Origin of the sequence: Aneurinibacillus aneurinilyticus ATCC 12856, assembly GCF_000466385.1 — a bacterium.
GTDB classification, from domain to species: domain Bacteria; phylum Bacillota; class Bacilli; order Aneurinibacillales; family Aneurinibacillaceae; genus Aneurinibacillus; species Aneurinibacillus aneurinilyticus.
In genome coordinates, this window is record NZ_KE952910.1 from 1 (window position 1) to 21,528 (window position 21,528).

Below are 21,528 nucleotides of genomic sequence, written 5' to 3' on the forward strand. Positions count from 1 at the left end.
ACGATCCACTCTGGATCATACTGGATAATCAACATCCTTGTGTTGAAATATCAAGCGCGAGCTGTATAGACATAGGAAAGCCGGTATAAAGGAAGCAGCGTATAAAATGTCGCTTCTACAGTCTTCAGCAACTCTTCCGCGGACATTGCGGCTACCTGCTCGCGGCTAAGTGTCACGCCACAAAGCACTTCGGATTTCTTGACATGCTTAAGCTTATGTATAAGTTCATTTACTTTCTCATCGTCCATTTCGCTGTGAGGGAATGTATCCGGTTTGGTATGATCGAACGACCAGACGAAATGTTCCGGGATTGCTTCTTTTAATGCTCCCCATTCCTGTTCCAAACGTTCTGCAAATACTGGTTTAACCGGTGACTCATAAATGATAGCGAACCAGATGAATAGGTGTGTCTCCCAAAGCCCTACCTGAAAATGCGGCAGCATCTTATAGCCGCGCTTATTGCATGCCCATGCTACCCATGTATCTTTCGGGGGATGAACGGTGCGCCGTGCGTGTTTGGCGACATGGTAGAACATCTCGTCGCCCGTTTCCGCAGAAAGAAAAGGTGTAAGCTCCTGCCCCAGCATGTCCAGCTTGGGACGGAGTGTTTCTTTAAGGGCATCCATACGTGCTTCGAGCCCGGGTACGGAAAATATGGCGAAGTCTTGTTCCGTAAGGCGATTCATAACCGATTTCCTCCTTATAAAAAATCTGTTCTCATCGTATCACATGCTGCATACATTGTTAACAGCCTAGATTAACAATAAAAACAAGTTGCTTTTATAAAAAATGTACGATACAATATAAATAATAAAAATAAATATTCCAAAAATTCCGCGAATGGAGGGGTAGCAATGCATGCGTTTGAGCAGATTGAGTACAGCGACGTAGCCCTATGGTTTAATGAGGAACAGATACAGGATCTGGTCGCACGAATCATTGAAGCAGGCATGCGGGTTGCATGGAAAGAAACGAAGAAGTATTTCACCCTCTCCGTCCAAGCTGAAGAAGAAAGCCATTGGCTTACATTTCGTAAAGTAGGTACACGCTATCGTTTGCGTGATCGCCATTATAATACATCAGATCCACGTTTTGAGAAAATTTTACAGCATTTTATTGAACAGGTTAAAGGTCATGCAGTCATTAAAATGTTTACCGATGGACAACTTGTTGTCCAGAAGATTCGATATGGAGAAGCAGAACAAATTATTAAAATTTCTGGTGCTTCCAAAGAAGTTATTTTTGAAAAGGAATGCTCCGTCTCTATGGAAGAAGTAATGGAGGCATTGCGCCGTCATGATGCCGAGGAGCGGATTCCGGCACTCACAAAAGAGGTTGATTACGAGCTTGCCGTATTGTATGAGGCGATGGGAGCAAAAGATATAGAGGCAGTGGCAGCCTGCAAGGAGAAGCTTGCCAAGCTCCATCATGAAATGATTATGCTAGAAGTGTAGCAAAAAGCAGGAAAACGCTTTCTATATGGAGAATATATAGAGCATACTTCACCCGAAGTGTGCTTTTTTGCGTTATGATATCGCATACTAACAGGGGAAACATTTTCACTTGCGGAGGTAGACCATGAAAGTAAAAATTTCAACGGAAACAATTTCTTCGATTGCCACAGATTGTTTGATTGTCACGTATTGCGAAGACCAGGATACGGTGAAAGGGTATGCCAAAAGCGTTGACGCTGCGCTTGAGCACCGCATTTCACAGCTTATTGCGGAGAAAGAAATCCGTGGAACCTTCGGGGAGGTCACTCTTCTGCATAACTGGGGTAAAATTCCTGCTAAGCGCACGCTCATTCTTGGGCTCGGCAAAGAAAAAGAGCTTACGGCTGCCAAGGTGCGTGATGCTATTGGCATCGCTGCGCGTCATGCGCAAAAGAAGGGCATTAAAAACGTTACGTTTGGTGTTTCCAACTACTATGTGGAGAAGCGGTTTTGGAATCCTGTCGACATCGTTCAGGGCGTAGTGGAGGGTGTGGAGCTTGGCACATACACATTCTCCGGCTACAAGAAACGTGAAGAGCAGCCTTCTGTCATTGAAGAGTTCATTCTTGTCGTAAGTGGAGACTTGGAACAGAGCGCGATCCAGGCAGGTCTTGAGAGGGCAGATTCGGCAGCATATGCAACAAATCTGGCGCGTGATTTGGTTAATGAGCCAGGCAACAAGATGACACCGGCCATTTTGGCAGAGCGGGCACGAGAAGTGGCACACCGCCGGAATATGGAAGTCAAAGTGCTAAACAAAGCCGAGTTAGAAGAACTCGGCATGGGAGCGTTGCTTGGTGTTGGACAGGCAAGCACGAATGAGCCTAAGATGGTCGTAATTAAATACAATGGTGCAGCTGACAGTAAGGAAGTGCTTGGCTATGTAGGTAAAGGGATTACCTTCGATACGGGAGGCATTCAGGTTAAGCCGGATGAAGGTATGGGCGAGATGAAGACAGATATGGCTGGTGCAGCAGCGGTTATTGCAGCCATGGACGGCATAGGTGCCTTACAGCCACATGTTAATGTAATTGCCGTTATTCCTACATGCGAGAACATGATTTCTGGTAATAATTTAAAACCGGCGGATGTCATTACCTCATTCTCTGGCAAAACAATTGAAATCGTACATACGGATGCTGAAGGGCGCCTCATTTTGGCGGATGGCGTAGCATACGCCAAGCATCAGGGTGCGACCAAGCTGGTCGATGTAGCAACGCTGACAGGTTCTGTCGTTTCCGCGCTTGGACACGCGGCTACCGGTATGATTACGAACAATGCAGAATGGCTTGAAGAGGTAAAATCTGCGGCACGTATCGCCGGAGAAAAAGTATGGGAATTACCGAACTTCGAAGAATATCAAGAGTATATTAAGAGTGAGATTGCCGATATTAAGAATGATGCCGGGCGACCAGCCGGCTGTATTCAGGGCGGTATTTTTATCGGCGCATTTGCAGAGGATACGCCGTGGGTACATCTCGATATCGCAGGAACAGCTGTGACAGATAAGGATAAAGGCCACAACCCGGCAGGTGCTACCGGTGTGGCAGTTCGTACGTTAATACAGCTTGCAATTCGTTTTGGCGGAAAATAGAAGAAGAAGCGGCTTACCGGCCGCTTCTTTTTTTATAAACGTATCACTTGAAAAACGCGCAAGGTACAGCGGGTGAAGGTACCCATGAGTTTTTCTTATTTTGTATCGTTTTCTTTCTTATATTGTTCCAGTCCCTTTTTGAATAGCTCCAATAATACGTCATGCTGTGTCTTGCTTTTTACATAGCTGCGAATAATATTGATTTCCTTCACTAATTCAGCATCAAGGTGTAAGTTTACAGTCTTTCCTTTTTCTTCATCCAGAATTTCGAATCCAATCGGCAGAGGCTTAATCATTCCGTTCACTTTCATTTCGCTTGTCAGAAGCGCCTTGTCCGGGATGGTTAGCTTCTCTCCCTCCATAATGATCATACTATTATCTTCCGTAAATTTAAGCGTGAATCCTTCCGATGAGTCTTTGTTTGCATCTCTTATTTTTCTTGCAATCAAAATATTATCATTGGTGTTTTTGATTTCAATACTTGCCATTCGGTTCCGCACCTTTCAATTGCTTCTCGTTAACACTATCGATGATTGTATAATCAGGTAATTGGATTTTGTATAAAAATTGTCCGTCCTCCATGCGAATATCGGTTACCGTAGCAGGAAAAGAAGCTGTTTCTGTCAAGTACAGCACCTCATCTAATATATCGTAATAAGGGAAGATGTATCCTCTGGCATATAAGAAAGGGAATACGGTCGCTCTCTTATACAGATTACGTTTTTTTCCCTGCTTGGTTTTTAAAGCCCAGAAGTGCTCGCGTTCATCAATCACTTCGCCGAGATACCCTTCATCTGTCCAGCGTTTAATGGTTGACATATTGATGATTTTACCGGAACGCTGCTCTATATAATCGATAATCTCTTTGGAAGCCATATAGTGCTTGCGCTGTTCTTGCTGGCTTTTGTACTCGGTTAATTTTGCTTCCAGCTCTGCAAGCAAAGCTTGTTTTTCCTCAATTTTCTGCTTTATATGTTTGATACGGTCTTCTAAATCCATTCTCCTATATCCTTTCACGTATGCGGGTATTCTGGAAATATGGCGCTTTTCTCCCTTTTATTTTATCAAAGTTTCCCTTTCTCTCAACCTTATTTCCTGTTCGAAATGCGATAAAACATTTAATTCGGTTTATTCAGTTAAAAATATTTATATATGCAATTAAAAATATTGATAATTTATTTTTTGTATAATAATATTAATATAAAGTTCTGAAAATTTTAACTATGATATAAACTATTTTCGTCAAGGAGGAGAGCATAGTGAACCAACAGGCTTTTATTCCCGTCGAAAAGCTCAAGAAAAACTTTCAAGAGTTCATTCCCGGATTGCGGGAGAAGGATGCAATGGATGAGGCGAATCGTTGTCTTTATTGTTATGATGCACCGTGTATTAAAGCTTGTCCCACCGGTATTAATATTCCTTCGTTCATTAAGAAAATCGCTTCTGGAAATATGAAGGGCTCTGCCCGCGCCATTATGGAAGCAAATCCGGTAGGTGCAAGCTGTGCGAGAGTTTGTCCTACTTCTGAGCTTTGTGAAGGGGCTTGCGTGCTTAATCATGCCTCTTCGCCGATTATGATCGGTCAATTGCAACGCTATGCTACAGACTGGGCGATGAAAAATGATGTGGCTTTATTTCATAAAGGTGAGAGCAACGGAAAAACCGTAGCGATAATTGGAGGAGGACCTGCAGGGCTATCCGCAGCCAGAGAACTGGCCCGGCTCGGCTATAAGGTAACTATATATGAATCGAAAGCACAGACGGGAGGCCTGAATACGTACGGAATCGTATCATTTCGTCTGCCCCAGCAGATCGCTCTATGGGAAGTGGAACAGGTCGAGAAACTGGGTGTCACTATTCTTACGGGCATGACGGTCGGAAAGAACATTCAGGTGGAGGAAATTATAAATGGATACGATTATGTGGTACTGGCTGTAGGGCTTGGCAATGTACCGGATTTAGGAATTGAAGGAGAAGAGCTGGATGGCGTATATGATGCGATTCAGCTTGTGGAAGATACGAAAACTAAGTCGCTTGAGACGATTTCGCTTGGCAAACGGGTCGTCGTTATTGGTGCGGGAAACACAGCGATCGATGCAGCTACTTGTTCGCACCGTCTTGGAGCGGAACAGGTGACCATAATGTATCGTCGGACGGAAGATGAGATGACGGCTTATGATTTCGAGTACGAGTTCGCTAAGCAGGAAGGGATCGAGTTTAGATGGCTCGTAACACCTGTTCGTATTATAGGAGATGAGAGAGGGAAAGTAACAGCGCTTGCATGCGTGCGTATGAAGCTTGGCGAACCGGATGCATCGGGTCGACCGCGTCCGGTGAGAATAGAAGGTTCAGAGTTTACGGTCGAGGTTGATAGTGTAATTAAAGCAATTGGTCAAAATAAGCTGCTGCCGCTCGTTCAATCGTTTGGAGTGGAGCATGTTCGCGGCGTGATTAAAGTTAATGGGAACAACCAAACGTCTAATCCGAAAATTTTTGCTGCGGGCGATTGTATTTTTGGTCTGGGAAATGCGGAAGCCATGGTGGTTGATGCAGCTGAGCAAGGCAAAAAAGCGGCCTACGGCATTCATAAAGCATATATGTCTACTCGAACGGAAGTCCTGGCATAAAACCGGCAATCTATGAAATTCAAGGAGGTATTTCTATGGCTGATTTACGGATAAACCTGGGAGGCATTCAGGCACCGAACCCGTTCTGGCTCGCTTCGGCCCCGCCGACCAACACAGGTTATCAGGTAGAGAGAGCGTTTGAGGCGGGATGGGGCGGAGCCGTATGGAAAACATTGGGCGATCCTATTATTAATGTGACATCCCGCTTTGCGGGTTTGAAATATAATGGGCAAACGGTTGGATTTAATAATATCGAGCTGATTACTGACCGCCCGCTTGAAGTTAACTTGAAAGAAATGAAAGAAGTGAAAAGGAAGTTTCCTAACCATGCACTTGTCGCTTCTCTGATGATGGAGCCGAATCGTGAGAAGTGGCATGAACTGGTTAAGGCTGTGGAGGACGTTGGAGTGGATGGTCTGGAGCTGAATTTTGGCTGCCCCCATGGTATGGCAGAGCGCGGCATGGGTTCTGCGGTTGGACAGCAGCCTGAACTGGTGCAGCAACAGACCGAATGGGTGAAGGAAGTAGCGCAAACCCCGGTCATCGTAAAATTAACGCCGAATATTACAGACATTCGGTATACGGCACGGGCAGCCAAACAAGGCGGAGCGGATGCTGTTAGTATGATTAATACAATTAATAGTTTGATGGGGGTTGATATCGATACATGGAATCCAATTCCACATGTAGATGGAAAAGGTGCACATGGTGGTTATTGCGGACCAGCGGTAAAGCCAATTGCCCTAAACATGGTGGCTGAATGCGCGCGTGATTCACAGGTTAATCTGCCGATTTCAGGTATTGGCGGCATTTCAAACTGGCGTGATGTCGTAGAGTTCATGCTCATGGGCTCATCTAGTATTCAGGTGTGTACTGCTGCCATGCTGTACGGCTTTAGAATCGTAGAGGATATGATCGAGGGACTGAGTCATTACCTTGATGAGCGCGGCATTGAATCGGTTATGGATATTGTCGGAAAATCAGTACCCCGCTATTCGGAATGGGGGAATTTGAACCTTAACTATAAAGTAGTGGCACGAATTGACGAACAATCCTGTATCAACTGCAATCGGTGTCATATCGCTTGCGAAGATACGTCTCATCAATGCATTGATATAGTGCAGATGGAGAATGGCGGCGAAAAGCTGGTCGTGCGGGAAGAGGACTGCGTAGGATGCAACCTGTGCTCCATTGTTTGTCCGATAGAGGATTGTATTACGATGGTGGAAATACCAACCGGACAGCCGCCGCTTACATGGAGAGAGCGTACAGCCTTGATGAACTCGGCACAATAAAAAAGGGGGGAAACACATGGCGAAAATAATTAAAGGAGGAACCGTCGTTACCGGTTCGGATATATATAGGGCGGATATTTTGATTGAAGAAGAAAAAATTGTTTCTATCGCCGATACGATTGAAAAGCCAGAAGCGGAAATTATTGATGCCAAAGGCTGCTATGTATTTCCGGGTGGCATCGATCCTCATACACACTTGGATATGCCGTTCGGTGGGACGGTAACGGCAGATGATTTCGAAACAGGGACTCGTGCTGCCGCTTTTGGCGGTACAACAACAATTGTCGATTTTTGTCTTACCCAAAAAGGAAAACCGTTAAAAGAAGCAGTAGATATGTGGCATAAAAAAGCGAATGGAAGGGCTAACATCGACTACAGTTTTCATCTGATGATTAGCGAGATGAACGATAACGTGCTTAATGAACTGCCGACTATTGTTCAAGAACAGGGAATTACTTCTTTAAAGCTATTTATGGCTTATAAAAATGTATTTCAGGTCGATGACGGCACGCTTTTTCAAACGCTCACAAAGGCAAAAGAACTCGGGGCGCTCGTGCAGGTACATGCAGAAAATGGAGATGTTATCGATTTGCTAGTACAAAAAGCGCTGGAACAAGGTAATACGTCACCTTATTATCATGCGGTAACCCGTCCCCCTGAAGTTGAGGCGGAGGCAACAGGAAGAGCCATAGCCATGGCTGCGCTTGCTGATGCACCGATTTATATTGTGCATGTATCGTGCGCGGCTGCAGCGAATAAAATCAAGGAAGCGCGAGCCCAGGGATTGAAGGTATGGGGAGAAACATGTCAGCAATATTTAGTGCTTGATATAACCGATTTGCAGAAATCTGATTTTGAAGGTGCCAAGTATGTATGGTCGCCTCCGCTTCGAGAGAAATGGAATCAAGAAGAGCTGTGGGCGGCTTTGCGCAACGGAAGTTTGCAAACAGTAGGATCGGATCAATGCTCTTTTAACTTCGAAGGGCAAAAAGATCTTGGAAAAGATGATTTTACTAAAATTCCAAACGGGGGCCCGCTCATCGAAGATCGATTCTCCATCCTATATTCGGAAGGTGTGCATAAAGGAAGGATTGGATTGAACACATTTGTGAATGCCGTATCTACGAATGCTGCCAAATTGTTTGGACTCTTTCCGAAGAAAGGAACGATTGCGGTAGGAAGCGACGCGGACATCGTCGTTTTTAATCCAAATGTGGAACGTACGCTTTCCGCTTCTACTCACCATATGAACGTAGATTATAACCCGTTTGAAGGAATGAAGGTCACAGGGGAGCCGGTTGTTGTTCTCTCCAGGGGAGAGGTACTTGTCAAGGATAAGCAATTTCACGGTAAAAAAGGCAGGGGACGGTATATAAGTAGACAGCCATTCCGGCAATATTAATCTGGGTCATGGTAGATAATTGAAGGAGGAATAGGATGTCTAAAGAAGCTGTAATCGGGTTGATTCAGGCAAGCCATGATGTGCATGGGAACGAACCGGTGAAAGTGCATAAGGAAAAGGCAATCGCCAAGCATATGGTCCTTATTGAAGAGGCAATCGCCAAGGGAGCACAGATTATCTGCTTGCAAGAAATTTTCTACGGGCCGTATTTCTGCGCCGAGCAGACGGTTAAATGGTATGAGGCAGCCGAACCAATTCCCGACGGACCGACGACACAACGTTTCCAGGAGGTTGCAAGGAAAAACAATGTTGTTATTGTATTGCCGATTTATGAAAAAGCGGCAGAGGGCGTGTATTACAATACGGCTGCTGTTATTGATGCAGATGGAACGTACCTTGGAAAATACCGCAAAAAGCATATTCCGCATGTAGCAGCGGGCGAGGGGGGCACAGGTTTTTGGGAAAAGTATTATTTTAAGCCAGGCAATGAAGATTATCCGGTATTTGACACAAAATATGCAAAGGTCGGTGTTTATATTTGTTATGATAGGCATTTTCCAGAAGGAGCACGCCTTCTAGGACTCAATGGAGCAGAGATTGTATTTAATCCTTCCGCAACTGTAGCAGGTACATCAGAGTACTTATGGAAGCTAGAGCAGCCTGCCCATGCTGTTGCAAACGGATTTTATGTGGCAGCTATTAATCGTGTCGGTTTCGAAGCGCCGTGGAATATGGGGGAATTTTACGGACAAAGCTACCTTGTCAACCCACGAGGTGAATTTGTGTCGATGGGCAGCCGGGATAAAGATGAGGTGATTATCGGAATTATGGACCGGAATGTCATACACAGCGTTCGGGACCAGTGGCAGTTTTATCGGGATAGACGTCCTGAAACGTATGTGAATCTTTCTGCTCAGCTCTAAATAAAAGAATGAAGGAAGCGGCAGCCCGCTTCCTTTTTTAGTGGGCAAAATGCTCGTTAGCATCTGTTATTAGAAAATAAAATTATTTTTGAATAATGATAAATTGAGAAGGAAAGAATTTTATGTTATAGTTTTTTCAGATTTTCATAATGATATAGTGGGAGCTTGTTCTAGAGATGTGCATCATCTTCCGTATAAAGAGAGATACAGATAGGTAGGAAGAGAGTGTGAGGTGTTCTTACTCTGATATGAAGGAGGAGAACGAGGAATGGTAGAGCACGTAGTTGCCTATAGGGGAATCTGTCTGTCGGAAGCTATGGAAGTGGTCGGGAACCAGAAGTACCTCGCTGCGGAAGAGAGAAAGTTCCGGAATGATATTGAGATTAAGGCGGTGTTCGGAGCAGGTGTATATCTTGTAAGCGATTATACAGTCGCCGCAGAATACGCATATTGTCATGCGGAAGCAAATAGTGATAAAGGAAGCGTGATTCGCCAGTCGCTATGTTTGCAGAATCCGTTGCTACTTGATGGTTGCTTCGGTGAAAAGGAGATACGAGGTCTAGCATTAGCATGGAAATATCCGAATGGAGTAATGGATGAAGAAGCTGAAGAAATAGCGAGTATCGGATTAAGCCGCTGGGCTGGAAATATTATTCGAGAATATGTGACGAAGCTTGGCTATGATGGAATTGTTTATCACATTGATGACACGTTAACATATTACATCGCTTATAAGCCTGATGAACAGATTAGCGCCGTACAATTGGATTTTGTGTATGATATCAGAGATATTGGGTCCTGTACATTTACCGATTTACGGAATCGATATCATGCGCATATGGAAGAAACGTCAGTTCAGGAATAAAAGAACCTCCCTGGCCGCATGTTCAGCATGCCCGGGAGGCTTTTCATTGTTCGCTGGTTTATCCCGCCTTAACGGGCAACAATCCCTCCGCTGTATGAAATTTCACTTTATGGCTGCCTCGGCATCAGATGTACAAGAGGAAGCAGGGGGAGCATCCGAGAATACAGTAATAGCTTCATATTCTTCTTTGCTTAATATACTCTTATCATTTCTCATAAGATAAACGTACGCGAAAATTGAAATAAACAGGCCGAATGTCCATGCATTTTCCCACATAAAACGAAGTGGAGGGATAAACAGTCCTAAGGTAGGAATGGCGACACCTATTAAAAGCGCATACACGCCGTTCATATTAAAACCGGATGTGTAATTATAGCGGCCATCAAGTGTGTACAATTCTTTTAATGCCATTCGTCTGCGGCGTACAAGCCAGTAATCGGCAATGGCAATTCCATCAATAGGTCCTAGCAGTGCTCCGTATGTTCCTAGCCAGCCAAAGATATAGTTTCCGAAGTTAGACATGATATACCAGGGTTGCATAAGAATTGCGAATAGACCAGTAATAACAGCTCCCATTGCAAAAGTAATTCGCCTTGGATACAGATTTTCAACAGCACGGGCCGGTGCGACAACATTAGCCCCAACATTAATCGTAATGGAAGAAATAACGATGACAATCGTTCCTAAAAAGATGATAAATGGAGGAAACTTAGCGAGTAAAAGTACCGGGTCCCAGAGTGCTTCGCCAAAAATAACGAGCGTGGTGGATGTGACGGCAATACCGATAAAAGAAAACACGCCCATCGTAAACGGAAGTGACAAGCTTTGAGCTACAACTTGTGCTTTTTGACTTTTTGCGTAACGACAGAAATCTGGAATATTTAACGCCATCGTAGCCCAGAAGGCGATAACGCCGGTTAAAGAAGGGAAAAAGTATTTAAGGAACTCACCGGTGGAGCTAAACTTGGAAGGTGCGGACAGCATCGGTCCCCATCCGCCAGCTGAAGTAAATGCCCAGACAAGAAGAATCACTGCTGAGAGAGCCAGTATAGGGGCTGCAATGATACTAAGTAATTTAATCGCTTCCGGTCCTTTATAGGCAATGCCGACATTCAGCACCCAGAATAATGCGAATACAATGGCGGTATGAAAGGGAAAATTCTGCCATGAGGGAAAGGAGGCGGATAATAACGTATCGATTGCCCCGGCTCCTATCCATGCATTGATACCGAACCATCCGGCTCCTACGATGGCCCGGGCCATTGCCGGAATATGAGCTCCCTTAGAGCCGAACCAAAGTCGGGCAAACACAGGATACGGGATTCCAAACTTTGTTCCAGCATGAGAGTTAAGCAGAATGGGGATGAGCACAATAACGTTACCGAGGAAGATGGTAAGGATTGCCTGATACCAGTTCATGCCCAGACTAATCATTCCGCTCGCCATCGTATACGTGGGAATACAAAGACACATACCAACCCATAAAGCAGCAAAGTTAATTCCCTTCCAGGAATGTTCCTCTGCTGTAGTGGGACGCAGGTCCTCGTTCCATAGAGGACTGTCTTTCATTTGTTGTGAAACCTTCGGATCAAGCGTTACAATACCATTTGTCTCAATTTGAGTTTTCATAGCTCTCCTCCTTTGCGGAAATGGAAACATGCACAGAAATAAAAAACAGGAGAGAATATACAGAACAAATAGGTAGTTGGTTTCCTCCTTTCTATTTTTTTGCGAAATCAAAAAATGAGGAATATATTTTTTGTTGCTAAAAAATATATTCCTCAGATTCGATTATAAGTACTCGTCTATGTGTGGTCAATTAAATATTTTGAAAATTTAAATAAGATTTGTCACGCCTGTTGATTATCCATCTATGGATACCAAGGGTGTGGTGACGATCCATTCTAGATCATACTGGATAATCAACACTCTTGAAAAACAATTCATGGAATAAAAGAGCTGTTTCAATGCAAAGGCGCTTGTCCTGAGATAAATAATCGTTACCTAGTAAATCCTGACACTTTTCTAAACGGTGATACAATGTTTGCCGATGAATAAATAGCTCCTGTGCTGCTGCTTGTTTGGAGCCCATATGTTTTAAGTAGACCCGCAGCGTTTCAAGCAATTGGGCATTATATTCCTTGTCGTATTCAAGAAGCGTTCCGATATGCTCCGTAATAAAAGCGCTTATACGTTCTTTGCTACCAAATCTGGGGATGAGCTGGTAAATCCCCAGATCTTGATAGAAGGGATGACCAGAGAGTATTTGGTTGATTTTCAGTGTTTCTTCTGCCTCTTCAAAGCTTGCTTTTCCTTCTGTTATCCGCGTTTTGACTTGACCGAATCCTATCGTTGTGTGCGTATCGCTCCCAAACATATGGAGCAGGGATTGCTCGAATTGAACGATAAATGCTTGCAGCTGTTTTTTGATGGAAGCAGCGTCGTGTTTACGGGAGAATACGCATAGCATATATAATTTTGTACCTTCCAACATGAGAAGTGCTTGTAAAGACTGTTTTTGCAGCAGTGAGCGAACAAGCAAGATAATATCCTGGTTTATCGGTTCCATACGATTTTCTTCGTAACGAAGTAAAGTATGGTGTAAAGAAGCAATGCCCGCTATACATACAAATGAGCCAGGGGAAGAGAAGAAAGGGCTGATTTGCTTCTGGGCCTGTTCTTCGTCAGTGAGCGTGCCTTCAAGCAGTGCCCGTAAAAAATGATTTTGGCCTTCTCTTCTTTGTTCTTCCAAGAACATACGGCGAAGTAAAAGGTTTGTTACCGATTTTGCTGCGTAATCAAGCGACATTAACAATGACTCAGAGATTTTCTCCCCGCTTATGACCAATCCAATATAAGAAACGGTTTGTCCGAGAGAGGTGATAGGCTGTGAAAGAATGAAACGATGCATATCCAACTGCAATACACCCGCTTGTTGTGAAGAAAGGGGGTCTTTTGCTAATGCCTCCAAGTATAAAGCAAGGGTTTTCCTGGTTTCTGATGGATTGGTATTTGGCATACATAAGTTTTCACCAGAGGGAGAGTAGTATACAACCTGATGAGAAGTATGTCGATGCAGGGCAGATATAATAGGTCGCACATCTGTCGCACGCATCGTAATCCGCTGCAAATCCTGTGAGAAGGCGGCCAAATTTCGCAGGCTTTCGAGTTGGCTATTCACGAGAAGGGAGTGAATGTCCTGCGTAATCTCGACAAAGCGGACCCGTTCCGTAAAGACGATAAGGGGGAAGTCATGGCGGTTTGCGACTGATAGCATATCGGGTGGAAGCTGTGAAAAGTAATCGCCCAGTTCGATGCATAGTCCGGCAACTCCGTGTTGAATCAATTCCTGTAAATAGTCTTCACGTTCCTTTTCGTTCGTTCCAGCAAGTCCAAGACCGGTAGATAGAATTAAATCATCTCTATTAATATAGAGACCCGCATTTTTGATATCGACAATGTGAACCCAGCCAATCGTACGCCCTATGCCATTATGTCCTGCAACAATGCTAGTATGCCTGAATAGCGGTCGTTGTAATACTTCTGCAATACTGAGCATATTTTCAGCTCCTTTCTATAATTGGCTATACATTTCGTCCGGTTACTCTGTATATTATCAGACAACATGTATAATGAAAATTTTCTGAATTATTATTAATATTAAATATAGCAATCAAAAAAGGAGTGAAGGCGTTAATGAATATGAAACAAATAGAAATCGCCTTGCTTAAAAATTGTATAAACGGAAGCTGGATTGAGGCTCAAACGGATCGGTTTGAGGAAGTGATTAATCCTGCTACTGGCGAGATTATTGCAAAAACCCCCTTGTCCTCCCGTGAGGATGTTGCACAAGCGGTGATGGCAGCCGAAAATGCGTTTGAGCAATGGAAAGAGACGACGATTAGCGAAAGAAGCAAGCTGATGTTTAAGTTTCATGCCATTTTGCTTGAACATCAGAAAGAACTGGCGGAATTAATTACGAAAGAGAATGGAAAAACGTACCATGAAGCGTATGCAGAATTGCTTCGCGGCTTTGAGTCAGTCGAATTTGCCTGCGGACTTCCGACGCTGATGATGGGTGATAATCTATCGAATGTATCTAAAGGCATTGATACTTACATGGTGCGGTTTCCACTTGGTGTAGTAGCGGGGATTACGCCGTTCAACTTTCCAGGTATGCTTCCGCTCTGGATGTTTCCACTGGCAATTGCTTGCGGCAACACGTTCGTATTAAAGCCATCGGAGAAAACGCCGTTAAGTGCAATACGTGTTGTGGAACTTGCTCAGAAAGCAGGCATACCTAACGGTGTTCTTAACCTTGTGCATGGTGCCCATGATGCGGTAAATGGGTTGCTGGAACATCCCGGCATTAAAGCTGTTTCTTTTATTGGCTCACAGCCGGTCGCAGAATATATCTATAAGACAGCTTCAAAGCACGGCAAGCGTGTACAGGCGCTGGCGGGTGCTAAAAATCATCACCTTGTTATGCCGGATGCCGATCTGGACAAGACGGCAGAGATTCTTGTTAGTTCAGCGTTTGGCTGTGCAGGTGAACGCTGTCTGGCTGCCAGTGTGGTCGTGGCCCATGAAGCGATTGCGGACGTTCTAGCGCAAAAAATCGTTGCATATTCGGATAGGCTGACGGTAGGACCGGGAGCCGACCGGAGCAGTGAGATGGGACCGGTTATCCGTAAAAGTCAATTGGAACGGGCGCACGGCTATATTCAACAAGGAGAGGAGAGCGGAGCGAGGCTCATTCGTGATGGCCGGGAAGAGGGAAGGGAAATTGGGCAAGGCTATTTCCTCGGGCCAACCGTGTTCGATTATGCACAGCCAGATATGAGTATTATTCAGGATGAGATTTTTGCACCGGTGCTTAGTATGATGCGAGTCCGAAGCTTTGATGAAGGCATAGAAACGATAAGTAAATCCCGCTTCGGTAATGGGGCTTGCGTCTATACGAACAGCGGGGCATACGCAAGGGAATTCGTGCAGCGGGTAGAGGCTGGTATGGTTGGAGTGAATATTGGCTTACCGGCTCCGATGAGTTTTCTTCCATTCTCCGGGTGGAAAAATTCTTTTTATGGTGATTTGCATGCGAACGGAAAAGATGGAGTAGAATTTTATACGAGAAAAAAAGTAGTAACAGCGCGCTGGTATAGAGGAGATGAAACGTCCATCGGCCAGAAACGAGATTTTGTAAAGTAATCGTATATCGATATGTATAAATGACACTTGATATTTTGACAGGGTAGGGTGGTTGGAAGGAGGAGATTCGGAAAAAAGAAGAGGGTGGATGCGCCCTGCGCTCCGGCAGAAGAAAGGCCAGCGTGTCTTTTTCCGACCGCTCCCGCACTTCCTTCTTTTCCTACCTCCCACCACAAACATGTGTCGATTTATCAAATCAGATGTATATAGGAAGGCGAGGGAAGACAATTGGCGACTCTTCATCTGAATATAAGCAGTGAACGATTGGAAAAGCGGATTGCTGAACTGGCAAAAATTGGTCAAATTGAAGAAACCGGTGTATGTCGTCTCGCCCTGTCTAAAGAAGACAAACAGGCTGTAGAGACAGTGAAGCAGTGGATGATTGAAGCCGGAATGAACGCACGCATCGATCATTTCGGAAATCTTATCGGACGGTTTGAGGGAAAAAATCGTAATGCCCCTGTATTAATGATCGGTTCGCATATTGACTCTCAGCCATATGGCGGTCGTTTCGACGGTACAATTGGAGTATTGGGCGGCATTGAAGTGGTGCAGACAATGAAGGAAAATGGGATTGTCCCCGACATGGCGATTGAGGTAGCAGCATTTTGTGATGAAGAAGGGTGCCGTTTTAATAAAGGATTGTTCGGTGTCCGAGGAATTCTCGGCAAGCTGGAACCGGAAGAGTTGGGACGCAAGGATAAGAATGGAGTAACAAGAAAGCAGGCACTAATCGATTTTGGATGTGATCCTTCAAGATTCCATGAATCAGAATATGAAGCAGGCACAATTGGTGCCTATTTGGAACTGCATATCGAACAGGGGCCGATACTTGAAGCAATGAATCGGCCTGTCGGTATTGTAACAGGAATCTCAGGCCCACTTTGGCTTACGGTGGAAATGGTCGGATTTGCCGGACATGCGGGCTCTGTGCCTATGTCCATGCGCCAAGATGGGCTGCTTGGAGCAGCCAAGGTCATTGTAAAGTTGAATGAAATTGCGTCGCGTTACCCGGAAAATCCAACGGTGGGAACCGTCGGAAGCCTTCGAGTATTTCCCGATTCGCGCAATATCATACCGGAGCGTGTCGTATTTACTATCGATTTGCGTGACATTGATATTGAACGTCGTCACAAGTATGAGGCTGAATTGCGTCAGGCGATAGAAGAGATTGCTGGCGAGCATGGCCTAGCATACACGATACGGGAAGATACGAATAGCGAACCGAGATACTGTGCTGCATCGGTTATGGAAAAGATGCGCGAAGCATGTATGGAGACGGGGGTGGATGCACCGGAATTAATGAGCGGACCGTTTCATGATGCACTTGCCATGTCGTATGTTTGCGACTATGGAATGATTTTTGTACGCTGCAAGGACGGAATTAGCCACAATCCGAAAGAGTTTTCCACATATGAAGATATTGCTTTGGGAACAGAAGTTCTCTATAAAACAGTACTAAAAATGAGTTCTTCTTTCATTTAGCTTGCTATCGTACCATAAAGCAAGGCTCCGCCGATACGATTATGTCGGCGGTTTTTTAATGGGAAAGAAACGATATGTCGCTGTAAAGCGAAAAATCGACATATCGTTTCTTCCGCTCGAAGTGACATAAAGCGGCCGTTTGGCTTCTTTGTAGAAAAAGGACGAGCGGCAACGCCCACGAGTTTTTTTGCTGGTTAAAATAGAACTAAATTGTAAAAAAGTCCAACATTCGCTGTGGTCATAGCAAGGTTATCTGATATAAAATAAACACGTTGTGGATTTATCCGGTCCAATGGGCAGTAAGCCCCCGGCTTAACGTACATTATGTGGGAGATTGCTGCTCCTAAGACCCCGATACATACAACTAATCATCAGTAGAAGAGGAAGAAAAACTCTACTGATGGAAGGTTTACTTTATTGCGGTGAAAGGATGGTACAGCTGTGGAGGTATGGTTCACGAAGGAAATCGTAGCGGGCATTTTCGGTCTTCTTCTGCTTTTGTTTCTTCTGCTTTTTATCTGGAATATCGTTCTCAGTGTGAAATTCGGCCGTTTGAAGAAGCGGTTTAACCGAATGGCACAAGGAACGTCCGAAGATAATCTGGAACAAATGCTTGAAAAAGTGTTTAACCGGATGGAGGCACTTGAAGCATCTTGTCGGGAAGTGGAGCACTTGACAGAGGCGATGCATAAGAAAGTGAGAGAGCAAAAAGGTCGGCTTGGCATTTTGCGCTTCGCTGCATTTGAGAACGAGGGAAGTGATTTGAGTTTCTCGGTGGCATTAGTCGACGATAATCAGAGTGGTGTGGTAATAACAAGTATTTATGGTCGCCATGAATCCCGTGTGTATGCTAAGCCGATCGAGAATGGGATGTCGTCTTATGTACTATCGGAAGAAGAAAAACAGGCGCTGGCACTGGCAGTAAAAAATAACGCAAACCCTGCATAAAAAAGTATTGCATGTTTATTGTATTCGTGTTATTTTAGTGTTCGTTAAGTAAGTTTGCGTAAAATTAGGAACCAGGATTCACTTAAAGGGTGGGAATGTTTTTCCCTCACTCGCCCCCGTGGTGAATGACGTAGGTCCTAGCGATGTTTATACTACTCATCCTAGGAAGGGGGAGCTGGAAGATGGAATATTCAACTTTCGGCAGGCATGTAGCGATTGACGTATGGGGAGTCGAATTTGAGCGTTTGAATAGCGCTGAGTTTTTGAAGAATCATATGGTGGAAGCAGCGGAGGCGTGTGGTGCGACGGTTTTGTCCATACAAGCTCAGCAATTTGAACCACAAGGTGCTACTGTGCTTGTGATGCTTTCGGAAAGCCATATCTCTATTCATACGTATCCGGAGCGAGGCTTTGCTGCTCTTGATTGTTACACATGCGGGGAAACAGTGGATCCGCAGATTGCCATCGATTATATGGTTTCGGTGCTGCAACCGGAGAAATTTTATGTGAAAAAATTGATTCGCGGTGTTGGCGAACTGGAGGTTATTACGCCTCAGGTAAACCGCAACTACATTCAAGCGTAGCGAATAAGAAGAACGGGAGGCGAAAGTGCCTCTCTTTTTTTATGAGCAAAATAAGAAAATATAGAGGTTTTTCGGTTGTTTTTTTTTGGGAATGTACGGTAAGATGAAAGCGTATATATATTGATGTTAAATTTGGGTTACGGGAGATAAAAGATGTATATAGAATTTTTTCTGATTTTTGTATTAACAGCTGTAACATATGAGCTGGGATTTGCCCAGAAGCTGCCTATTCTTAAGAAAGTAGGCGTTTATGTGCTGCTGTTTATCGGAGCGTTTCCCCTGACTATATTTAATGCGCTGGGACTTCCGATGATTCCGGCCCTTTGTGTGGCTGTTGTCGTGCTGTTTCTGGCCCGCCTGCGACGTAAAGATGTGAAGTCGATGCGTGAAAAAGAGCAGAGAGGGTGAAGCCATGTTGCGGTTGACACCGGTAAAGGAAACGGAAGAGATTATCGGACATATGGGGCGCTGGCTGCGAAGCGGGATGCGTGCGATTGTAATTAAAGAATAAACGCGAGGTGTGGAGACATTGACGAATCAATTCGAAAATGCACTATTTGATTATTTGCAGATTAAAATCGTTGCAGACGCTCGGCCAAAGGATGATGCAGCAAAAAAACGAGCGAGTTTTTTTATTCTGTTCTTGAGGAAGACCATAAGGTGGAGAATCTACAGTTTACGAAAGATGAGACCATGTACCATGTTACATATACAGCGCAAGGAAAAACCAAAAAAAAGTTCTATGACAGGGAAGCGGTGGAGCAACTGCTTACAGCTATCGAAGCGGAACCGCGCTATGGAAAGTAAAAAAATATGTAAGCAGGGTACGGATACGCGATATTCCGTACCCTTTTTTTATGCAGGCACCAGGGTTGTCATGTGCTTTCTTTTTACTCATGATAAAATGAGAATATCTAGACGAAGAAGGAGCGGACGCGATGAAGGTGCGGGACTATATGACAGCAAATCCGATTGTTTTATACAAAGAAGAAACGATCAGTCGGGCTGCTTCGCTGCTGCTTGAGAACCGGATCGACGGCCTTCCGGTAGTAGATGAAGCATATAAATTGATTGGTTTGGTAACTAAATCGCACGTATTCCGTGCGATGAAGAATCATTTTCCGGAGGAAACGCCGGTTGGTACGCTTATGCAGACTCGTCTTGTGACATTATATGATGATCAGCAAATATACGAGGATTGGGATGAAGAGCTTGAAGCGGGTCGCCTTCCGGTGATTAATCGTTCCGGCACCCTGGTTGGAATTTTAACGAGAACCGACATTTTGCGTGCATTTGAGCATCAGACCCGGAAGACCATTTCCCAGCTGGATGCGATTCTGCAATCGACATACCATGGGATTGTGGCGGTTGATTTAACTGGGCATGTACTATCAATCAATCAGTCGGCGGAACGGTTGCTCGGTATCTCACAAAAAGATATGTTTCGTATCTCCATTAGTGAACTTGTATCTGATGCAACGCTGCTGAATTTATTACTTTCCCTCGAAAAAAAACAAATGGTTAGGCTTGATTACGATGGCCGCAAGCTGCTCATTAATCATACCCCGATCGTCACCGATGATGGTAAAAAAATCGGGATGGCAAGCGTAATGCAGGACATCACAGAACTCGAGGGTATTTCTCAGGAGTTAACGGCTGTCCAAAAGCTGAATCGTGAACTGGATACGATTATCGAATCTTCGCATGACGGTATTGTCGTAACCGATCGCAGCGGTGTGATTCGTCATTTTAATCAGGCGTTCAGCCGTATGACAGGTGTACCAGGGCATGAGGCTATCGGCAGGCAAGAGGAGGAGCTGGAACGACGCGGTATCATTTCTCAGGCGGTGAGTAAACTTGTCCTAGAGAAAAAAAAGCGTGTCAGTGTTATTCAGCATGTAGCGAACGGAAGTGTATTGCTATCGACAGGAACGCCAATCCTGGATGATGAAACAGGTGACATCCTGCAAATCGTAATGAATTGCCGCGATTTAAGCCAGTTGAATCAAGTAAAGGCTGAGCTTGAGGAAGCAAAGCAACTCTCTGAGAGGTATCATTCGGAGCTGGAAGTACTGCGTGCACAGCAGATGGAGATTGAAGGCGTGATCGCGGAAAGTGAAGAGATGCGAAACATTTTGCAGATGTGTATGCGCATCGCTCCAGTGGATACGTCGATTCTTATTCTGGGAGAATCGGGAGTAGGTAAAGGCGTACTGGCTAAATTAATTCATCAGCGGAGCGATCGAACGCGCGGACCTTTCATTTCAATTAATTGCGGGGCTATACCAGGCACCTTACTGGAATCAGAACTGTTTGGTTATGCGCCGGGAGCATTTACTGGAGCACAGCAAAAAGGGAAGCCGGGGCTAATTGAATTGGCGGACGGCGGAACACTATTTTTGGACGAAGTTGGAGAGTTGCCATCCGACTTGCAAGTAAAGCTGTTAACGGTACTGCAAGAGAAACGGGTCACCCGTATCGGAGACGTAAAGGAGAGAAGTGTTGACTTTCGCCTGATTGCCGCAACAAATGCAAATTTAGTGGAGCGTGTGCAGTCCGGTGCTTTTCGAGAGGATTTGTATTATAGAATTAATGTGGTCCCGATTGAAGTGCCGCCGTTACGTAAGCGGAAAGAAGACTTATTCCCTATGATTCGATATTTTCTTGGGAAGTTCAATGCGAAGCATCAGGTAGATAAGCGAATCTCTTATGAAGCTTTTGAAAGGATGCAAACATATACATGGCCTGGAAATGTGCGGGAGCTGGAAAACATTATCGAGCGATTAGTTGTAACTACCGTTGAGCCGGTGATTGACGTAGGACATTTGCCGAAAACCATACTTGACCGCCAGGGCTCGTCAGTTGCCTTTCCGGCGGAGCGCAAAGAAGGTGGAGCGGAGCAAGACATGGGGATAGAGCGCACGGATACGATTTTAACGCCGGAACAAGAGAAAAGCCAATTGCTATCCTTATATGAAAAATATCAAAGCACAAGAAAAGTAGCCAGGATTTTGGGCATACATCAATCAACTGTAGTTCGACGGTTAAATAAATACGGTATTCAACAACAAAAGTGATGCATTTTCGATGCTTTACGCATCGTC

General features: G+C 44.7%; 19 protein-coding genes. 14 read left to right on the forward strand and 5 right to left on the reverse strand.

The window, feature by feature from the left end; translation table 11 throughout:
* Positions 1-50: 50 nt before the first annotated feature.
* Complete coding sequence (locus HMPREF0083_RS24020; protein ID WP_021624535.1) at positions 51-686, reverse strand: YktB family protein; 636 nt, start codon at positions 684-686, stop codon at positions 51-53.
* A 168-nt stretch (positions 687-854) separates the two neighbouring features.
* Here HMPREF0083_RS24020 and HMPREF0083_RS24025 point away from each other — a divergent pair, with 168 nt between their 5' ends.
* Positions 855-1,454 (forward strand): hypothetical protein, encoded by a 600-nt coding sequence (locus tag HMPREF0083_RS24025; RefSeq protein WP_021624536.1) that lies wholly within the window; start codon positions 855-857, stop codon positions 1,452-1,454.
* Positions 1,455-1,578: 124 nt separating this feature from the next.
* Positions 1,579-3,087, forward strand: a complete 1,509-nt coding sequence (locus HMPREF0083_RS24030; RefSeq protein WP_021624538.1) for a leucyl aminopeptidase — start codon at positions 1,579-1,581, stop codon at positions 3,085-3,087.
* Positions 3,088-3,182: 95 nt separating this feature from the next.
* Here HMPREF0083_RS24030 and HMPREF0083_RS24035 read toward each other — a convergent pair whose 3' ends face one another.
* Together HMPREF0083_RS24035 and HMPREF0083_RS24040 are read right to left on the reverse strand one after the other, a co-directional pair.
* Complete coding sequence (locus HMPREF0083_RS24035; RefSeq protein WP_021624539.1) at positions 3,183-3,575, reverse strand: hypothetical protein; 393 nt, start codon at positions 3,573-3,575, stop codon at positions 3,183-3,185.
* Positions 3,562-4,086 (reverse strand): hypothetical protein, encoded by a 525-nt coding sequence (locus tag HMPREF0083_RS24040; protein WP_021624540.1) that lies wholly within the window; start codon positions 4,084-4,086, stop codon positions 3,562-3,564. The genes HMPREF0083_RS24035 and HMPREF0083_RS24040 overlap by 14 nt, the downstream gene beginning before the upstream one ends.
* A 257-nt stretch (positions 4,087-4,343) precedes the next feature.
* Between HMPREF0083_RS24040 and HMPREF0083_RS24045 the strand changes: the two genes are divergently transcribed.
* The 5 genes from HMPREF0083_RS24045 (at position 4,344) to HMPREF0083_RS24065 (ending at position 10,199) form a co-directional block, all read left to right on the forward strand.
* Positions 4,344-5,714: an NAD(P)-dependent oxidoreductase gene (locus tag HMPREF0083_RS24045; RefSeq protein ID WP_081696173.1), complete on the forward strand. Its 1,371-nt coding sequence runs from the start codon at positions 4,344-4,346 to the stop codon at positions 5,712-5,714.
* 35 nt (positions 5,715-5,749) lie between these two features.
* A complete protein-coding gene (preA, locus tag HMPREF0083_RS24050; protein WP_021624543.1) occupies positions 5,750-7,009 on the forward strand; it encodes an NAD-dependent dihydropyrimidine dehydrogenase subunit PreA in 1,260 nt (419 codons plus the stop codon).
* A 16-nt stretch (positions 7,010-7,025) separates the two neighbouring features.
* On the forward strand, positions 7,026-8,411 hold the full coding sequence (gene hydA, locus HMPREF0083_RS24055; protein WP_021624544.1) for a dihydropyrimidinase: 1,386 nt from the start codon (positions 7,026-7,028) through the stop codon (positions 8,409-8,411).
* A 35-nt stretch (positions 8,412-8,446) separates the two neighbouring features.
* Positions 8,447-9,334 (forward strand): nitrilase-related carbon-nitrogen hydrolase, encoded by an 888-nt coding sequence (locus tag HMPREF0083_RS24060; protein WP_021624545.1) that lies wholly within the window; start codon positions 8,447-8,449, stop codon positions 9,332-9,334.
* A 268-nt stretch (positions 9,335-9,602) separates the two neighbouring features.
* On the forward strand, positions 9,603-10,199 hold the full coding sequence (locus tag HMPREF0083_RS24065) for a hypothetical protein (protein WP_021624547.1): 597 nt from the start codon (positions 9,603-9,605) through the stop codon (positions 10,197-10,199).
* A gap of 102 nt (positions 10,200-10,301) precedes the next feature.
* Here HMPREF0083_RS24065 and HMPREF0083_RS24070 read toward each other — a convergent pair whose 3' ends face one another.
* Together HMPREF0083_RS24070 and HMPREF0083_RS24075 are read right to left on the reverse strand one after the other, a co-directional pair.
* Positions 10,302-11,828: an NCS1 family nucleobase:cation symporter-1 gene (locus HMPREF0083_RS24070; RefSeq protein WP_040304815.1), complete on the reverse strand. Its 1,527-nt coding sequence runs from the start codon at positions 11,826-11,828 to the stop codon at positions 10,302-10,304.
* Between the two features lie 280 nt (positions 11,829-12,108).
* Positions 12,109-13,758: a PucR family transcriptional regulator gene (locus HMPREF0083_RS24075; protein ID WP_021624550.1), complete on the reverse strand. Its 1,650-nt coding sequence runs from the start codon at positions 13,756-13,758 to the stop codon at positions 12,109-12,111.
* A gap of 137 nt (positions 13,759-13,895) precedes the next feature.
* Between HMPREF0083_RS24075 and HMPREF0083_RS24080 the strand changes: the two genes are divergently transcribed.
* The 7 genes from HMPREF0083_RS24080 to HMPREF0083_RS24110 all read left to right on the forward strand — a co-directional run bounded on the left by HMPREF0083_RS24080 (position 13,896) and on the right by HMPREF0083_RS24110 (position 21,501).
* The gene (locus HMPREF0083_RS24080) at positions 13,896-15,407 is read left to right on the forward strand and encodes a CoA-acylating methylmalonate-semialdehyde dehydrogenase (RefSeq protein WP_021624551.1); all 1,512 of its coding nucleotides are present in this window, start codon (positions 13,896-13,898) and stop codon (positions 15,405-15,407) included.
* A gap of 228 nt (positions 15,408-15,635) precedes the next feature.
* The gene (locus HMPREF0083_RS24085) at positions 15,636-16,892 is read left to right on the forward strand and encodes a M20 family metallo-hydrolase (RefSeq protein ID WP_021624553.1); all 1,257 of its coding nucleotides are present in this window, start codon (positions 15,636-15,638) and stop codon (positions 16,890-16,892) included.
* A gap of 441 nt (positions 16,893-17,333) precedes the next feature.
* Complete coding sequence (locus HMPREF0083_RS24090; protein ID WP_021624555.1) at positions 17,334-17,840, forward strand: DUF4446 family protein; 507 nt, start codon at positions 17,334-17,336, stop codon at positions 17,838-17,840.
* A gap of 182 nt (positions 17,841-18,022) precedes the next feature.
* Positions 18,023-18,424: an adenosylmethionine decarboxylase gene (gene speD, locus HMPREF0083_RS24095; RefSeq protein ID WP_040304818.1), complete on the forward strand. Its 402-nt coding sequence runs from the start codon at positions 18,023-18,025 to the stop codon at positions 18,422-18,424.
* Between the two features lie 153 nt (positions 18,425-18,577).
* Positions 18,578-18,832, forward strand: a complete 255-nt coding sequence (locus tag HMPREF0083_RS24100; protein ID WP_021624557.1) for a YlaH-like family protein — start codon at positions 18,578-18,580, stop codon at positions 18,830-18,832.
* Positions 18,833-19,084: 252 nt separating this feature from the next.
* Entirely contained in the window at positions 19,085-19,231 is a 147-nt protein-coding gene (locus tag HMPREF0083_RS28525) for a hypothetical protein (protein ID WP_021624559.1), read from the forward strand.
* A gap of 131 nt (positions 19,232-19,362) precedes the next feature.
* A complete protein-coding gene (locus HMPREF0083_RS24110; RefSeq protein WP_021624560.1) occupies positions 19,363-21,501 on the forward strand; it encodes a sigma-54-dependent Fis family transcriptional regulator in 2,139 nt (712 codons plus the stop codon).
* The last annotated feature ends 27 nt before the right edge of the window (positions 21,502-21,528 follow it).

Excerpts from the sequence above, each read along its gene's own strand:
- HMPREF0083_RS24065 (WP_021624547.1), top strand. The coding sequence starts at position 9,603 with ATGGTAGAGCACGTAGTTGCCTATAGGGGAATCTGTCTGTCGGAAGCT.
- preA (WP_021624543.1), top strand. The coding sequence starts at position 5,750 with ATGGCTGATTTACGGATAAACCTGGGAGGCATTCAGGCACCGAACCCG.
- HMPREF0083_RS24060 (WP_021624545.1), top strand. The coding sequence starts at position 8,447 with ATGTCTAAAGAAGCTGTAATCGGGTTGATTCAGGCAAGCCATGATGTG.
- HMPREF0083_RS24025 (WP_021624536.1), top strand. The coding sequence starts at position 855 with ATGCATGCGTTTGAGCAGATTGAGTACAGCGACGTAGCCCTATGGTTT.
- speD (WP_040304818.1), top strand. The coding sequence starts at position 18,023 with ATGGAATATTCAACTTTCGGCAGGCATGTAGCGATTGACGTATGGGGA.
- HMPREF0083_RS24075 (WP_021624550.1), bottom strand. The coding sequence starts at position 13,758 with ATGCTCAGTATTGCAGAAGTATTACAACGACCGCTATTCAGGCATACT.
- HMPREF0083_RS24040 (WP_021624540.1), bottom strand. The coding sequence starts at position 4,086 with ATGGATTTAGAAGACCGTATCAAACATATAAAGCAGAAAATTGAGGAA.
- HMPREF0083_RS24100 (WP_021624557.1), top strand. The coding sequence starts at position 18,578 with ATGTATATAGAATTTTTTCTGATTTTTGTATTAACAGCTGTAACATAT.
- HMPREF0083_RS24080 (WP_021624551.1), top strand. The coding sequence starts at position 13,896 with ATGAATATGAAACAAATAGAAATCGCCTTGCTTAAAAATTGTATAAAC.
- HMPREF0083_RS24070 (WP_040304815.1), bottom strand. The coding sequence starts at position 11,828 with ATGAAAACTCAAATTGAGACAAATGGTATTGTAACGCTTGATCCGAAG.
- hydA (WP_021624544.1), top strand. The coding sequence starts at position 7,026 with ATGGCGAAAATAATTAAAGGAGGAACCGTCGTTACCGGTTCGGATATA.
- HMPREF0083_RS24020 (WP_021624535.1), bottom strand. The coding sequence starts at position 686 with ATGAATCGCCTTACGGAACAAGACTTCGCCATATTTTCCGTACCCGGG.
- HMPREF0083_RS24030 (WP_021624538.1), top strand. The coding sequence starts at position 1,579 with ATGAAAGTAAAAATTTCAACGGAAACAATTTCTTCGATTGCCACAGAT.
- HMPREF0083_RS24035 (WP_021624539.1), bottom strand. The coding sequence starts at position 3,575 with ATGGCAAGTATTGAAATCAAAAACACCAATGATAATATTTTGATTGCA.
- HMPREF0083_RS24110 (WP_021624560.1), top strand. The coding sequence starts at position 19,363 with ATGAAGGTGCGGGACTATATGACAGCAAATCCGATTGTTTTATACAAA.